General features: G+C 71.5%; 13 protein-coding genes. 11 read left to right on the forward strand and 2 right to left on the reverse strand.

Features of this window, described 5'->3' with window-relative positions; translation table 11 throughout:
* Window positions 1–43: 43 nt before the first annotated feature.
* The gene (locus ACGF3I_RS12215) at window positions 44–1,513 is read left to right on the forward strand and encodes an aminopeptidase P family protein (RefSeq protein WP_393130849.1); all 1,470 of its coding nucleotides are present in this window, start codon (window positions 44–46) and stop codon (window positions 1,511–1,513) included.
* A 33-nt stretch (window positions 1,514–1,546) separates the two neighbouring features.
* Here the strand turns inward: ACGF3I_RS12215 and ACGF3I_RS12220 are convergent, their stop codons facing one another.
* Complete coding sequence (locus tag ACGF3I_RS12220; protein ID WP_393130851.1) at window positions 1,547–2,014, reverse strand: ATP-binding protein; 468 nt, start codon at window positions 2,012–2,014, stop codon at window positions 1,547–1,549.
* Between the two features lie 272 nt (window positions 2,015–2,286).
* Here ACGF3I_RS12220 and ACGF3I_RS12225 point away from each other — a divergent pair, with 272 nt between their 5' ends.
* The 9 genes from ACGF3I_RS12225 to ACGF3I_RS12265 all read left to right on the forward strand — a co-directional run bounded on the left by ACGF3I_RS12225 (window position 2,287) and on the right by ACGF3I_RS12265 (window position 12,181).
* Window positions 2,287–3,159: a hypothetical protein gene (locus tag ACGF3I_RS12225; RefSeq protein WP_393130853.1), complete on the forward strand. Its 873-nt coding sequence runs from the start codon at window positions 2,287–2,289 to the stop codon at window positions 3,157–3,159.
* Window positions 3,160–3,265: 106 nt separating this feature from the next.
* Window positions 3,266–3,985 (forward strand): YcnI family protein, encoded by a 720-nt coding sequence (locus tag ACGF3I_RS12230; RefSeq protein WP_393130855.1) that lies wholly within the window; start codon window positions 3,266–3,268, stop codon window positions 3,983–3,985.
* Window positions 3,986–4,032: 47 nt separating this feature from the next.
* Window positions 4,033–4,692 carry an SCO family protein gene (locus tag ACGF3I_RS12235; protein ID WP_393130858.1) on the forward strand — a complete coding sequence of 220 codons (660 nt, stop codon included), beginning with the start codon at window positions 4,033–4,035 and terminating at the stop codon, window positions 4,690–4,692.
* Complete coding sequence (locus ACGF3I_RS12240; protein WP_393130860.1) at window positions 4,689–5,168, forward strand: copper chaperone PCu(A)C; 480 nt, start codon at window positions 4,689–4,691, stop codon at window positions 5,166–5,168. The genes ACGF3I_RS12235 and ACGF3I_RS12240 overlap by 4 nt, the downstream gene beginning before the upstream one ends.
* Window positions 5,169–5,196: 28 nt before the next feature.
* Window positions 5,197–7,182 carry a copper resistance CopC/CopD family protein gene (locus tag ACGF3I_RS12245; RefSeq protein WP_393130862.1) on the forward strand — a complete coding sequence of 662 codons (1,986 nt, stop codon included), beginning with the start codon at window positions 5,197–5,199 and terminating at the stop codon, window positions 7,180–7,182.
* 11 nt (window positions 7,183–7,193) lie between these two features.
* On the forward strand, window positions 7,194–8,474 hold the full coding sequence (efeB, locus tag ACGF3I_RS12250) for an iron uptake transporter deferrochelatase/peroxidase subunit (RefSeq protein WP_393130865.1): 1,281 nt from the start codon (window positions 7,194–7,196) through the stop codon (window positions 8,472–8,474).
* 92 nt (window positions 8,475–8,566) lie between these two features.
* Window positions 8,567–9,502 (forward strand): prephenate dehydratase, encoded by a 936-nt coding sequence (gene pheA, locus ACGF3I_RS12255; RefSeq protein ID WP_393130867.1) that lies wholly within the window; start codon window positions 8,567–8,569, stop codon window positions 9,500–9,502.
* A gap of 571 nt (window positions 9,503–10,073) precedes the next feature.
* Complete coding sequence (serS, locus tag ACGF3I_RS12260) at window positions 10,074–11,363, forward strand: serine--tRNA ligase (protein ID WP_393130869.1); 1,290 nt, start codon at window positions 10,074–10,076, stop codon at window positions 11,361–11,363.
* On the forward strand, window positions 11,360–12,181 hold the full coding sequence (locus ACGF3I_RS12265; protein ID WP_393130872.1) for an HAD family hydrolase: 822 nt from the start codon (window positions 11,360–11,362) through the stop codon (window positions 12,179–12,181). The genes serS and ACGF3I_RS12265 overlap by 4 nt, the downstream gene beginning before the upstream one ends.
* Before the next feature lie 323 nt (window positions 12,182–12,504).
* Here the strand turns inward: ACGF3I_RS12265 and ACGF3I_RS12270 are convergent, their stop codons facing one another.
* Window positions 12,505–13,191, reverse strand: a complete 687-nt coding sequence (locus ACGF3I_RS12270) for a rhomboid-like protein (RefSeq protein ID WP_393130875.1) — start codon at window positions 13,189–13,191, stop codon at window positions 12,505–12,507.
* Window positions 13,192–13,286: 95 nt separating this feature from the next.
* Here ACGF3I_RS12270 and ACGF3I_RS12275 point away from each other — a divergent pair, with 95 nt between their 5' ends.
* On the forward strand, window positions 13,287–13,961 hold the full coding sequence (locus ACGF3I_RS12275; protein ID WP_393130878.1) for a FadR/GntR family transcriptional regulator: 675 nt from the start codon (window positions 13,287–13,289) through the stop codon (window positions 13,959–13,961).
* Window positions 13,962–14,099 lie beyond the last annotated feature (138 nt).

Below are 14,099 nucleotides of genomic sequence, written 5' to 3' on the forward strand. Positions count from 1 at the left end.
CCGTACGATGGAAGACGGCCCAGTGTCGTACCAAGGAGCAGACGTGTCAGAGGAGCTCGCCCCGGCGATCCCGGAAGAGACCACCGACGAGAAGCCGATCCAGCAGCGGAAGAACGGCCTGTACCCGGGCGTCTCCGACGAGCTGGCCGAGAACATGAAGACCGGCTGGGCGGACACCGAGCTGCGCGGCCTGGAGCCGATCGCGCAGGCCGGCCACACCGCCGACCGCCGCGCCGCGCTCTCGAAGCGCTTCCCGGGCGAGCGTCTGGTGATCCCCGCGGGCAACCTGAAGACCCGCTCCAACGACACCGAGTACAGCTTCCGCGCCTCCACCGAGTACGCCTACCTGACCGGTGACCAGACCGAGGACGGCGTCCTGGTCCTGGAGCCGAAGGGTGACGGCCACGAGGCGACGGTCTACCTCCTGCCGCGCTCCAACCGCGAGAACGGCGAGTTCTGGCTCTCGGGCACCGGCGAGCTGTGGGTCGGCCGCCGCCACTCCCTGGCCGAGGCCGAGCAGCTGCTCGGGCTGCCCGCCAAGGACGTCCGCGAGCTGGCCGCCGCCCTCGCCGAGGCCACCGGCCCGGTCCGGTGCGTGCGGGGTCACGACGCGTCCATCGAGGCCGCGCTCGCCGACAAGGTCACGGCCGAGCGCGACGAAGAGCTGCGGGTGTACCTGTCCGAGGCGCGCCTGGTGAAGGACGCGTTTGAAATCGCCGAGCTGCAGAAGGCGTGCGATGCGACGGCCCGCGGTTTCGAGGACGTCGTGAAGGTCCTCGACAAGGCCGAGGCGACCAGCGAGCGCTACATCGAGGGGACGTTCTTCCTGCGCGCCCGCGTCGAGGGCAACGACATCGGCTACGGCTCGATCTGCGCGGCCGGCCCGCACGCCACGACGCTGCACTGGGTGCGCAACAACGGCGAGGTCCGCTCCGGCGACCTGCTGCTCCTGGACGCGGGCGTGGAGACCAACGAGCTCTACACCGCCGACATCACCCGCACCCTGCCGATCAACGGCACCTTCTCGCCGCTCCAGCGCAAGATCTACGACGCGGTGTACGAGGCCCAGGAGGCGGGCATCGCGGCCGTGAAGCCGGGCGCCGCCTACCGCGACTTCCACGACGCCGCCCAGCGGGTGCTCGCCGAGAAGCTCGTCGAGTGGGGTCTGTGCGGCGACCTGGACGTCGACAAGGTCCTGGAACTCGGCCTCCAGCGCCGCTGGACCCTGCACGGCACCGGTCACATGCTCGGCATGGACGTCCACGACTGCGCCGCCGCGCGCACCGAGACGTACGTCGGCGGCGACCTGGAGCCCGGCATGTGCCTCACGGTCGAGCCCGGCCTGTACTTCCAGGCGGACGACCTGACGGTGCCCGAGGAGTACCGCGGCATCGGCGTCCGGATCGAGGACGACATCCTGGTCACCGAGGACGGCCACACCAACCTGTCCGCTGCGCTGCCGCGCCGCTCGGACGAGGTCGAGGCGTGGATGGCGCAGGTCAAGCAGGCCTGACCGCACGTTCCGCACGCGCCGGGGGCGCGCCGCTCAGGACACCTTGAGCAGCGCGCCCTCGCGCCATTTGAGGATCTTGTCGAAGCTGACGACCGCGCCGTGGCCGGGCCGGTTCCTGAAGTGCACGTGGTCGGCGAGCTGTTCGATGAGCCCGAGGCCCCTGCCGTGCTCGGCGAGCACGCCGGTCCTGGTTGGCGCGGCCGGCGCCGTGGCGCGCCGTCCGCGCCGCGCGGGAAACCCCGGGCCCGAGTCCGCGACCTCGATGCGGCACTTCTCGCCGTCGAGGTAGGCGGTGACCCGATAGTCGGCGGACGCGCTGCCCGGGCCCGCGGCGCCGCCGTGCTCGACGGCGTTGGCACAGGCCTCGCTGAGCGCGACGGACAGGTCGTAGGAGATGTCGGGGTCGACCCCTGCGGTCTCCATCGTGCCGAGCAGCAGACGCCGGGCGAGCGGAACGCTCGCGGCCTCGCGCCGCAAGTGGAGGGACCACCAGATGCTCATGCTCCAGCCTCCTGGCTGCGGCTCGACGAGGCCCTTCTCTCTACGGGCGCAGTATTGCCGCAAGTCCCCTTCCGTAAGCGCGCTCTTGACGTGATGGCGCCCATTCGGCGGATGTACGCGCCCCGCGCGCCGGTGTAGAGCGCCCCGGAATCCCGTGGTCCGCCGCGGCGCAGACCCGGCCCGGGCCGGTGGAACCCCCGCCCCGTATGCAAAGACGACCTTCCGGACCTGCCGTATGGGACGGGTAAGCGCAGTGCGATGATGGCCCCGCCATGTCTGCCCCCCACGCCCTCGCAGGCGCCGGTCTCCGGCTGCTCCGGGCCGCGGTGTTCGCCGCGGTCTGTGTCGTGCTGTCCGCGATGGGGCACGTCATGGCGGCCTGTGCGAGCGTCCCCTGGTGGACGCTGCTCGCCGGTTTCCTCGGGGTGTTCGCGGTGGTGACGCCGCTCGCCGGGCGCGAGAGGTCCCTGGCCTCCATCGCGGGTGCGCTCGCCGCGGGACAGCTCGGTCTGCACACGCTCTTCGGCGTCGGCCAGCACACCGCGGCCGCGTCCGGCGGCGGGTCCACCGGGGACCTCCCGCTGGTCCAGTTCGCCGCGAAGCTCATCTGCGGCAGCGGCGCCGCCCCGCTCACCACGGCCGAAGCCCAGCGCATCGTCACGGACGCGGGCATCGACCCGGCCAGGATCACCGGCACCGGCCACGCGACGGTGGCCGGCCTGACCCATGCGCACGGCGCGATGACCGGCATGGCGGGCATGCCCGGGATGCCCGGCATGACGAGCGGCACGGAGTCGGCGTCGCTCGCCCTCTCGCTGCTGCCCACCCTGCCGATGCTGCTCTGCCACCTGCTCGCGGCACTCGCCACGGGCTGGCTGCTGCGGCGCGGCGAAGTCGCCCTCTTCGGGGCGGTGCGCCTGGCCACCGAGTCCGTCACGGCCGCGGCCGAGGCCGCCTCGGTGCGCTCGCTGCGGCGGGCCCTGGCCCTGGTCGGCGCGCTGTGCACCGGCCTCCTCGCGGCCGCCGGGCAGGGCCCGCGGATCCTGCCCGCCGACCCCGGCCGCGCGCCCCTGCCGTCCGGGGCCGAACTCCAGCACTCGGTGATCAGGCGCGGCCCGCCCAGGGCGTACGCCCTCGCAGCCTGAACGCGGCCCACTCCCCTCACGTACCGCAGGAGTGGTGTCGCGGGTCCCCGTGCACCCGTGCGCGGTGGACGTCCCCACCCTTCCTGCTCACTGGAGTGTCACTGCCATGAACGCTGCCCGTTCGCGCACCCGCATCGCCGTCGTCTCCTCGCTCGCCGCCGGATCCGTCCTGCTGCTCTCGGGCACGGCCTTCGCCCACGTCACCGTGCAGCCCGAGGGCGCGGCGGCCAAGGGCGGTTACGCGGTCGTCGACTTCAAGGTCCCCAACGAGCGCGACAACGCCAAGACGGTCAAGGTCGAGGTCAACTTCCCGGCCGACCACCCGCTGGCCTCCGTCATGCCGCAGCCGGTGCCGGGCTGGAACGTCGAGGTCACCAAGTCCAAGCTGGACAAGCCGCTGACCGTGCACGGCAAGCAGATCAACGAGGCCGTCACCAAGGTGACCTGGAGCGGCGGCGCCATCGAGAGCGGCCAGTTCCAGAAGTTCCCGCTGTCCGTGGGCTCGCTGCCCACCGACACCGACCACCTCGTCTTCAAGGCGCTGCAGACGTACGACAACAACGAGGTCGTGCGCTGGATCGAGGAGCCCAAGCAGGGCGCGGCCGAGCCCGCGAACCCGGCGCCCACCCTCCAGCTGACGGCCGCCGCCGCGGGCCACGGGGGCGCGGCCCCCGCCGCCGACAAGGGCGCGGCCGACAAGCCGGCCGAGGCCTCGTCCTCCTCGGACACCGACACCACGGCCCGTGTGCTGGGCGTCGTGGGCATCGTCGCCGGCATCGCCGGTGTGGCCTTCGGCGTGTTCGCCGGCCGCCGCCGCACCGCGTAACCCGCCTCCTGCACCCCTTCGACCGGAAAAGACCGGAAAATCACCCCATGCGCAACAAGACCGCGCTGACTGCCGCCGCCCTGGCGGCGGCAGCGGCGCTCACCCTGACCGCGTGCGGCAGCAGCGGTGACGGCGGCTCCGACCGTCCCGTCGCCGATGTCTCCGCCTCGGCGAAGACCAAGGCCGCGACACTGCTCGACCGGCCGTTCACCAAGCCCGACTTCGTCCTCACCGACACCAACGGCAAGAAGTTCGACTTCCGCGCCGAGACCAAGGGCAGGCCGACGCTCATCTACTTCGGCTACACCAACTGCCCGGACGTCTGCCCGCTGACCATGGGCAACATCGCCGTCGCCAAGAAGGCGCTGCCCAAGGCGGACCAGGACAAGCTCCGGGTCGTCTTCGTGACGACCGACCCCGAGCGCGACACCCCCGCCTCGCTCGGCAAGTGGCTCAAGGGCCAGGACCCGTCCTTCATCGGCCTGACCGGCGACTTCGCCACCATCCAGAAGGGGGCCCGCTCCATCGGCATCGGCATCGACCCGGCCACCAAGGACAAGGACGGCAAGGTCGTCTCGATGCACGGGGCACAGGTCATCGCCTTCTCCCCCAAGACCGACCAGGGCTATGTGCTGTACGGCGAGGACGCGACCGTCGCCGACTACTCCAAGGACCTGCCGAAGATCATCAAGGGGGAGAACCCGTGAACCGCCGCACCACCCGCACCACCCGCACCGCCCGCTCGACCCTCGCCGCCGTCATAGCCCTGGCCGCCGGCCTGGCCCTCGCGGGCTGCTCCGACAGCGCCGACGCCAAGCCGAAGCTCCAGGTGAGCGACGCGTTCATGCCGGTGCCCAACGGCGACATGGCCGGTGGCTTCCTCGTCGTCAAGAACGACAGCAAGACCGCCGACAAGCTCACCAAGGTCACCAGCGACCTGTCGGACGACATCACGATCCACGAGACCAAGAACCAGAAGATGCAGGAGGTGAAGTCCTTCGACGTCCCGGCCAACGGCGAGCTCGACCTCGAACGCGGTGGCAACCACATCATGTTCATGGGCCTCAAGAAGAAGCCGAAGCTGGGCGAGAACGTCACCGTCGAGCTGCACTTCGAGAAGGCGGGCCCCATCAAGGTCGACCTCTCGGTGAAGGAAGCCACCTACAACGCGCAGCACCACTGAGGCGTCCAGAAGGACTTGAGGGACTGACATGACGGCCACCGCCCCACGCCTTCGCACCACCCCGGACAGAGCCCTGACCCGGCTGCTGCTCGTCACGGTGGCGCTGCTCGGCGCGCTCTTCGCGGGCGCCGCGCCCGCGTCCGCGCACGCCGCACTGACCGGCAGCGATCCGAAGGAGGGGGCGGTGGTCGCCACCGCCCCGGCCCAGGTCGCCCTCACCTTCTCCGAGGGCGTCGCCCTGGACGCCAACTCCATCCGGGTCCTCGACCCGGCCGGTGGGCGCTCCGACACAGCCGAGCTCATCAATCTGTGCAGCGGCGACGTCGTCAAGTACGGCGTCCGGCTGCGCACCGGCATCCCCAACGGCACCTACACGGTGGCCTGGCAGGCGATCTCCGCCGACAGCCACCCCGTCTCCGGCGCCTTCACCTTCTCCATCGGCGCGTCCTCCGCGACCGCCGCGGTCGTGCCGAGCCAGGAGGTCGGCGGCGGTGTGGTCGGCGTCCTCTACGGCATCGCGCGGTACGCGGCCTACGCCGGGTTCGTGCTGCTCGTCGGCGGCGCTGCCTTCGTGCTGGCCTGCTGGCGGCGCGGGGCCACGGTGGGCCCGGTCCAGCGGGTCGTCGTCGGCGGCTGGCTCGCGATGACCGCGGCCACCCTCGCGATGCTGCTGCTCCGCACCCCCTACACCGGCTCCGGAAAGCTCTCCGACGCCTTCGACCTCAACGGGCTGCGGGCGGTCCTGGAGACCAAGCCCGGCGCGGCCCTCATCTCCCGGCTGCTGCTGCTCGGCGCCGCGGCCTTGTTCGTCTCCGTCCTGTTCGGCGCGTACGCCAGGCGCGACGAGGAGAACGAGAAGGCCGAGAAGCAGGACCTCACCTTCGGCCTCGCCATCGGCGGCACCGTGGTCGCCGCCGGTCTCGCCGCGACCTGGGCACTCGCCGAGCACGCCTCGACCGGGCTGCAGCCCGGCATCGCGATGCCCGTCGACGTCTTGCACCTGCTGGCCGTCGCGGCCTGGCTCGGCGGGCTCACCACCCTGCTCGTCGCCCTGTACCGCGCCCCGGGCATCGAGCGCGCGGCGGTGCAGCGCTTCTCGCGGGTCGCGTTCTGGAGCGTGGTCACGCTCGCCGCGACCGGCGTCTACCAGTCCTGGCGGCAGGTCGGCACCTGGTCGGCGCTCGTCGACACCGCCTATGGGCAGCTGTTGATCGTCAAGGTCGCCCTGGTGGCCGTGCTGGTGGCGACCGCGTCGCTCTCGCGCCGCTGGACCGCGCGCCTGTCGGAGCGCACCGCGCCGGAGGCCGAGGCCGCCGCGATCGTCGAGCAGCGGGCCGGCGAACCCGCGCCCGTCACCGCCCCAGCCCCCGTCACTGTCACCGTCCCCGACGCCGGGAAGGGGGACGGCGAGACCGACGGCACGGCCGACGGCAAGGACTCCCGGCGGGCCGCTCAACTCGCCCGCCAGCAGGCCGCGATGAGCACCGCCCGCGAGCGGCGGATCCGCGACGCAGACCCCGAGCGGACCGGCCTGCGCCGCACCGTCCTCGCGGAGGCCGGGGTCGCGGTGGTGCTGCTCGCCGTCACCACCGTGCTCACCCAGACCGAGCCCGCCCGCACCCAGCAGGCCGTGGACCGCGCGAAGGCCGGCTCCCAGATCGCCGTCGCCGACCGGCCCGTGGACATCAGGCTCCCGTTCGACACCGGCGGCCAGAACGGCAGGGGCACGATCGAGCTCACCCTCGACCCGGGCCGCACCGGCGCCAACGACCTGCACGTCTACCTCCAGGACCCGGCGGGCAAGCCCAAGGACGCCCCCGAGGTGAAGGTCGCCTTCACGCTGGCCGCCAAGTCGGTGGGGCCGCTGCCCGTCGTGCCCGACCACATCACCGCCGGACACTGGAGCGCGAGCGGCGTACAGATCCCGATGGCGGGCGACTGGCAGGTCTCGGTGACCGTACGCACCTCCGAGATCGACGAGACCACCGTGGACAAGAACGTCAAGATCGGCTGAGTTGAACTGAGATGAGCGAGACCAAGAACTCCGAGCGGCCCCAGGCCGCTCCCGCCGAGCCCGCCCTGGACATCTCCCGGCGCAAGCTGCTCGGCACCGTGGGCGCGGTGGGCGCGGCCGGTCTGGCCCTGGGGGCCGCGGGCGGTGCCGGTGCGTACGCGGCCGTCCAGCCCCCCGACGACACCACCCCCCTGACGTCGGTCGGCGCCACGGAGGTGATGTTTCACGGGAAACATCAAGCGGGGATCACCACTCCGCTTCAGTCCACCGGCCATCTGATCGCCTTCGACCTGGCCCCCGGCGCCGGGCGCAAGGAGGCCGCCGCCCTGATGCGGCGCTGGTCGGCCACGGCCGAGTCGCTGATGGCGGGCAAACCGGCGGGCGGCGGTGACACCGGCGTCGCGCTGGACGCCGGCCCCTCCTCGCTGAGCATCACCTTCGGCTTCGGCCACAGCTTCTTCGACCGTACGCGGCTCACCGACCGGCGCCCCGGACAGCTGGACCCGCTGCCCGACTTCTCCTCCGACCAGCTCGACCCCCGGCGCTCGGGCGGCGACCTGTGGGTGCAGATCGGCGCCGACGACGCGCTGGTCGCCTTCCACGCGCTGCGCGCGATCCAGCGGGACGCCGGCGCCGCGGCCGGGGTGCGCTGGCAGATGAACGGCTTCAACCGCACCCCGGGCGCCACCGGAAAGCCGATGACCGCCCGCAACCTGATGGGCCAGATCGACGGCACCGGCAACCCCAAGCCCTCGGACGCCGATTTCGAGCAGCGGATCTTCGTGCCGGACGGCGGACAGCCGGACTGGATGGCGGGCGGCTCGTACGCGGTCGTGCGGCGGATCCGGATGCTCCTGGACTCCTGGGAGAAGCTGGCGCAGCCGGAACAGGAGAAGGTGATCGGCCGCAAGAAGTCGAACGGCGCCCCTCTTTCGGGCGGTGATGAGAACACCGAGATGCGGCTCGACCAGTTCGGCCCGGACGGCAAGCTCGTCATCCCCCAGAACGCCCACGCCCGCATCGCCGCCCCCGAGCAGAACGGCGGCGCGGCCATGCTGCGGCGCGCGTTCTCCTTCCACGACGGCATCGCCGCGGACGGCTCCCCGGACGCCGGGCTGCTCTTCGTGTGCTGGCAGGCCGACCCGATCAGGGGCTTCGTGCCGGTGCAGCGCAAGCTCGACCGGGGGGACGCGCTGTCCCCGTTCCTGCGGCACGAGGCGAGCGGCCTGTTCGCGGTTCCCGGCGGGCCGCGGGCCGGCGAGTACGTGGGCCAGCGGCTCCTGGAGTCGTGACCGCGCGCGGTGCGCGAGGGCCGCGCCCGGCCCGCGAGACGTTCGCCGGGAGCGGTGGGTTCCGGTCACCGCGGGCCATTAGTGTGACGTGCATGTCCGCCACGCGATACACCTATCTGGGTCCCGAGGGCACGTTCACCGAGGCCGCCCTGCGCACGCTCCCCGAGGCCGCCACCCGCGAGCTGGTCCCGATGGTGTCCGTGCCGGCCGCCCTGGACGCGGTGCGCAACGGAGAGGCCGCCGCGGCCCTGGTCCCCATCGAGAACTCGGTGGAGGGCGGCATCACCACCACCCTTGACGAGCTGGTCTCGGGCGAGCCGCTGATGATCTACCGCGAAGTGCTGCTCTCCATCACCTTCGCGCTGCTGGTGCGCCCGGGCACCACGCTGGCCGACATCAAGACCGTCACCGCGCACCCGGCGGCCCAGCCCCAGGTGCGCAACTGGCTGAAGGCCCATCTGCCCGAGGCGCTCTGGGAGTCGTCCGCCTCCAACGCCGACGGCGCGCGCCTGGTCCAGGAGGGTCGCTACGACGCGGCGTTCGCGGGCGAGTTCGCGGCGGCGACGTACGGCCTTGAGCCGCTGATCACCGAGATCCACGACGCGGTCAACGCCCAGACCCGGTTCGTGCTCGTCGGCCGCCCGGCCCGGCCCGCCGCCCCGACCGGTGCGGACAAGACCTCGGTGGTCCTGTGGCAGCGCGAGGACCATCCGGGCGCCCTGCTCGAACTGCTCCAGGAGTTCTCGGTGCGCGGGGTCAACCTGATGCTCCTCCAGTCCCGGCCGACCGGCCAGGGCATCGGCAACTACTGCTTCGCCATCGACGCCGAGGGCCACATCTCCGAGCGCCGGGTGGGGGAGGCCCTGATGGGTCTGCGGCGGATCTGCCCCGAGGTGCGCTTCCTCGGTTCGTACCCGAGGGCCGAGGTGACGCTCGACGACGTACGGGCACTGCGGGCCGGCACGTCGGACGCGGAGTTCGTCGAGGCGGCGGAGTGGCTGGCCCGCTGCCAGGACGGGCGCGCGTAGCCCGACCGGGAGCGACTGACAGCCGGTCCTACCTGCTGATTTTCGTTGTCCACAAAGTTATCCACAGGCTGGCATCTCGACCTGTGGGTAAGTCGACAACACAACCGGACACAGTCGACAAATCCCTCTAGTGACGACACATCGGTCCACAGGCCGTCACGTCAGCCCCTGTCACCTCAATTCCATTGATCAACTCTTTAGAGCGAGCAATTCCCACCCGAATGAGTGTGTGGGACGGGTTTGGGACGGGAATCCTCGGCCCCGCATGCGGCTTTCGGAACGATCTCTTCCGCAGTCCACAGATACTCCACACAGCCTGTGGATAAGTATCCGGCGCCGCGCACTTCTGTGGACAAGTCCGTTGTCCCGCAAGGGAGTCGGTCAACGGCGGTCCGGAAAGCGCCTCTTTCCGGGGGAAGGGGGACTTTTCTTGACGGTCGCCCGGGCCCTCCGCGCGCAATTTCACGACCAGATTCCCCAATCCGGTCAATACGGACAAAGTGACACGCGGGCCGGTGTGGCACGGGATATCCGGTGGGGTGCCGCGAGTGAGCACCGGTAGCCTGGAGGGGTGATTGACCTTCGCCTGCTCCGTGAGGACCCCGACCGTGTTCGCGCCTCCCAGCGCGCCCGTGGAGAGGACGTCGCCCTCGTCGACGCCCTGCTCTCCGCCGACGAGCTGCGCAGGTCCTCGGGCCTCCGCTTCGACGAGCTGCGCAGTGAGCAGAAGTCGCTCGGCAAGCTCATCCCCAAGGCCACGCCGGACGAGCGTGCCGAGCTGCTGAAGAAGGCCGAGCAGCTCAAGACCGACGTCAAGGCCGCCGAGGCCGCGCAGAACGACGCCGACGAACAGGCCAAGCAGCTGCTCCTCCAGCTCGGCAACATCGTCCACACGGACGTGCCGGTAGGCGGCGAGGAGGACTTCGTCGTCCTGGAGACGCACGGCACCATCCGCGACTTCGGCGCCGAGGGCTTCGAGCCCAAGGACCACCTGGAGCTCGGCGAGGCGCTGGGCGCCATCGACGTCGAGCGCGGCGCGAAGGTCTCCGGCTCGCGCTTCTACTACCTGACCGGTGTCGGCGCGCTCCTCGAACTCGCCCTGGTCAACGCGGCGATCGCCCAGGCCACCGAGGCCGGGTTCATCCCTATGCTCACCCCGGCCCTGGTCCGCCCGCGCGCCATGGAGGGCACCGGCTTCCTCGGCCAGGCCGCCGAGAACGTGTACCACCTGGAGAAGGACGACTACTACCTGGTCGGCACCTCCGAGGTCCCGCTCGCGGCCTACCACATGGACGAGATCATCGACGCGGACAAGCTTCCGCTGCGCTACGCCGGCTTCTCGCCCTGCTTCCGCCGCGAGGCCGGCACGTACGGCAAGGACACCCGCGGCATCTTCCGGGTGCACCAGTTCGACAAGGTCGAGATGTTCTCCTACGTCCACCCGGACGACGCCGAGAGCGAGCACAAGCGCCTCCTGGACTGGGAGAAGCAGTGGCTGACCGCCCTCGAACTGCCCTTCCAGGTGATCGACGTCGCCACCGGTGACCTCGGCGCCTCGGCCTCGCGCAAGTTCGACTGCGAGGCCTGGATCCCCACCCAGGGCAAGTACCGCGAGCTCACCTCGGCCTCCAACTGCGACGGCTTCCAGGCCCGCCGCCTGTCGGTCCGGATGCGCGACACCAGCGAGGGCAAGAGCAAGGTCGCGCCGCTGTCCACCCTGAACGGCACGCTGTGCGCGGTCCCCCGCACCATCGTGGCGATCCTGGAGAACCACCAGCAGCCCGACGGCTCGGTGCGCGTCCCGCCCGTACTCCGCCCCTACCTCGGCGGCCGCGAGGTCCTGGAGCCGATCTCCAAGTGAGCACCACCGAGGGGCGCCCGTTCCCGTACAAGCTGGTCGCGACCGATCTGGACGGGACGCTGCTGCGTTCCGACGAGTCCGTCTCGCAGCGCACGCGTGACGCCCTGGCCGCGGCCACCGCGGCGGGCGCCGCGCACATCGTGGTGACCGGACGGTCGGTGGCCTGGACCCGGCACATCCTCGACGACCTCGGCTACGACGGTCTCGCGGTGTGCGGGCAGGGCGCGCAGGTCTACCACGCCGGCGAGCACCGGCTGCTGACCTCGGTCACCCTCGACCGCCAGCTCGCGGGGCTCGCCCTGTCCAAGGTCGAGGCGGAGATCGGGCCGCTCGCGCTCGCCGCGAGCCGCGACGGCATCGACGGCGAGGTCCTGGTCGGGCCCGGCTACCAGGTCCAGGAGGGCCCGCTTCCGGTCACGGCCTTCGAGGACCCCGCCGCGCTGTGGGCCGCGCCCCTGAACAAGGTGTACATCCAGCACCCCGCGTACGACGACGACGCCCTGGCGCAGATCACCCGGCAGGTGGTCGGCAGTCTGGTGGACGTGGTCATGGCGGGCGCGGGCGTGGTGGAGCTGCTGCCGCTCGGCCTCAGCAAGGCGACCGGGCTCTCCCTGGCGGCGCGCCGCCTCGGCTGCAAGGCCGCGGAGACGATCGCGTTCGGGGACATGCCCAACGACATCCCGATGTTCGGCTGGGCGCAGCACGGCGTGGCGATGGCCAACGCGCATGACGCGCTGAAGGCCGTCGCCCACGAGATCACGGCGTCCCATGACGACGACGGCATCGCGGTGGTCCTGGAGCAGCTCCTCGCGGGCTGAGCGTCCGCCGGGGCACGGTGCACAGGGGCCCGGCCCGCTGGGCAACCAGAGGACATGGGTAAGGGGCGTCCGCCATTGCGGGCGCCCCTTACCCATGTGGGAGGGGCGGCCTCGCGCTGACGCGCGCTCGAAGCGGCCGCCCCGGACAACCGCGCACGGGGGGCGGCCTGCGAAGCCGTGAGTGCTGCTCCGCCGCCTGCCCCGCCGACCCGCCCGAGCGCGCGGAACGCCCGCGTACGGTCGTGTTCCGACCGGCGCGCGACCGTCCTCGGCGCGCTCATCTCCCCCGTGCGACGGGTCCGCGTCCTCCGTGTGCGATTGCCTCAACCACTGTGCCCGGCAGGCCTGTTGGCCGCCACCGGTTTTCGCGGCGGCACCCCGCGCGTCAGGGGCCAGCAGGCGAAGCCGATGAGCAGCGCGGTCACATGACCGAGGTCGGTGAACGTGCCCCCGGAGGCGAGCGGCAGCCCGAAGAAGGTGACCACGCCCACCAGGTAGAGCCAGCGCCAGGGGTTCGGCAGCCGGTACACGAGGATGCCCGCCGACGCGGCGAGCCCGTAACTGACGCCGATGTCCACGACGTGCGACATCGCGTGCGCGAGCCGCCGCGGCAGATGCTGGTTCTGGATGGACCACAGGACGTACTCCTGGCTGATCAGGGTCGCCACCACATGGCCGACGACGACCGTGCACAGCCAGCGCAGGGTGCCGAGCCAGCGCTCCACCGAACCGTGGACGACCTCGAAGAGCACGAGGTAGAGCAGGAGCGAGGACGGGTTCTCGATCCAGAACGCGCTGGTGAACAGGGACTGCACCGGGTGGCGGGTCAGCTCGTGGATGTTGCTGCTGTTGCGGTGCAGCAGAAAGCGCTGCAGGCCCTGGGTGGAGAGCTGGATGACGAGGCTGGTCACCGCGATGGTCAGCAGCCAGACGTGCGTCCCGGGCGTGGAACGCACCCAGGAACGGACCGCCCTTGAGGGCGCGGTGCCGCGATGGAGCAAGGTCGCCATCCCTAGATGATGGCCCGGAACGCTGTGCATCACGTGAGGACACAGGGATCATCAGTTGTAGGATGACTGGGCAACCGGGTGAATGGAGTGACGGCGTGGCGCTGCGAACGGCGGGACGGCAGTCCCTGGTGGACACCGTGGTCGATCAGCTGAAGGCCCAGCTGACCAACGGCGAATGGGCGGTCGACGCCCGCATTCCGACCGAGCACGACCTCGCCGAACAGCTGGGTGTCGGCCGCAATACGGTCCGCGAGGCGGTACGCGTCCTGGTGCACGCGGGGCTGCTCGAGTCCCGCCAGGGCAACGGCACCTTCGTCCGCTCCACGGCCGACCCCTCGGCCGCGCTGCGGGAGATTCGCGCCGCCGACGCCCTCGACGTGCTCGAACTCCGCGTCGCCCTGGAGGCCGAGGCCGCCCGGCTGGCCGCCGCGCGCCGCGACACCGCCGACATGGTGGCGCTGCGCGGCGCCCTGCAGACCCTGCGCGAACACGGCGACCGCGCCGCCGACGCCGACATGTCGTTCCACCTGGGCGTGGTGCAGGCCACCCACAACCCGGCGTTCATCGAGGTCTACCGCTTCTTCTCGGTCCAGGTGCACGAAAGCCTGATCACCTCGCTGCGCGACGAGGAGATGCCCCCGATCGACCTCGATACCCATGAGGCGCTGGTGGACGCGATCGAGAGCGGCGACCCGGCCGCGGCGGAAGGCGCCGTGCGCGAACTGCTGCGCAAACCTCTGGAGACGGTGCGGGCGCTCGCGGCCCGCTGAACCCCGCGCCGGCCGGCGGCCTGGGCCGCCGAGGCGCGTGGTCGGGGCACGCGGCCCGGGACGCGCAGTCCAGGACCCACATAGTCCAGGACCACGTAGTCCAGTACCGCGCCGTCCAGTACCGCGCCGTCCAGGAGA

Origin of the sequence: Streptomyces sp. NPDC048111 (assembly GCF_043202815.1) — a bacterium.
Taxonomy (GTDB): domain Bacteria; phylum Actinomycetota; class Actinomycetes; order Streptomycetales; family Streptomycetaceae; genus Streptomyces.

What these genes read in the sequence shown, in the direction of transcription:
- pheA (WP_393130867.1), top strand. Translation starts at nt 8,567, where the DNA reads ATGTCCGCCACGCGATACACCTATCTGGGTCCCGAGGGCACGTTCACC.
- ACGF3I_RS12230 (WP_393130855.1), top strand. Translation starts at nt 3,266, where the DNA reads ATGAACGCTGCCCGTTCGCGCACCCGCATCGCCGTCGTCTCCTCGCTC.
- ACGF3I_RS12270 (WP_393130875.1), bottom strand. Translation starts at nt 13,191, where the DNA reads ATGGCGACCTTGCTCCATCGCGGCACCGCGCCCTCAAGGGCGGTCCGT.
- ACGF3I_RS12245 (WP_393130862.1), top strand. Translation starts at nt 5,197, where the DNA reads ATGACGGCCACCGCCCCACGCCTTCGCACCACCCCGGACAGAGCCCTG.
- ACGF3I_RS12220 (WP_393130851.1), bottom strand. Translation starts at nt 2,014, where the DNA reads ATGAGCATCTGGTGGTCCCTCCACTTGCGGCGCGAGGCCGCGAGCGTT.
- ACGF3I_RS12235 (WP_393130858.1), top strand. Translation starts at nt 4,033, where the DNA reads ATGCGCAACAAGACCGCGCTGACTGCCGCCGCCCTGGCGGCGGCAGCG.
- ACGF3I_RS12225 (WP_393130853.1), top strand. Translation starts at nt 2,287, where the DNA reads ATGTCTGCCCCCCACGCCCTCGCAGGCGCCGGTCTCCGGCTGCTCCGG.
- efeB (WP_393130865.1), top strand. Translation starts at nt 7,194, where the DNA reads ATGAGCGAGACCAAGAACTCCGAGCGGCCCCAGGCCGCTCCCGCCGAG.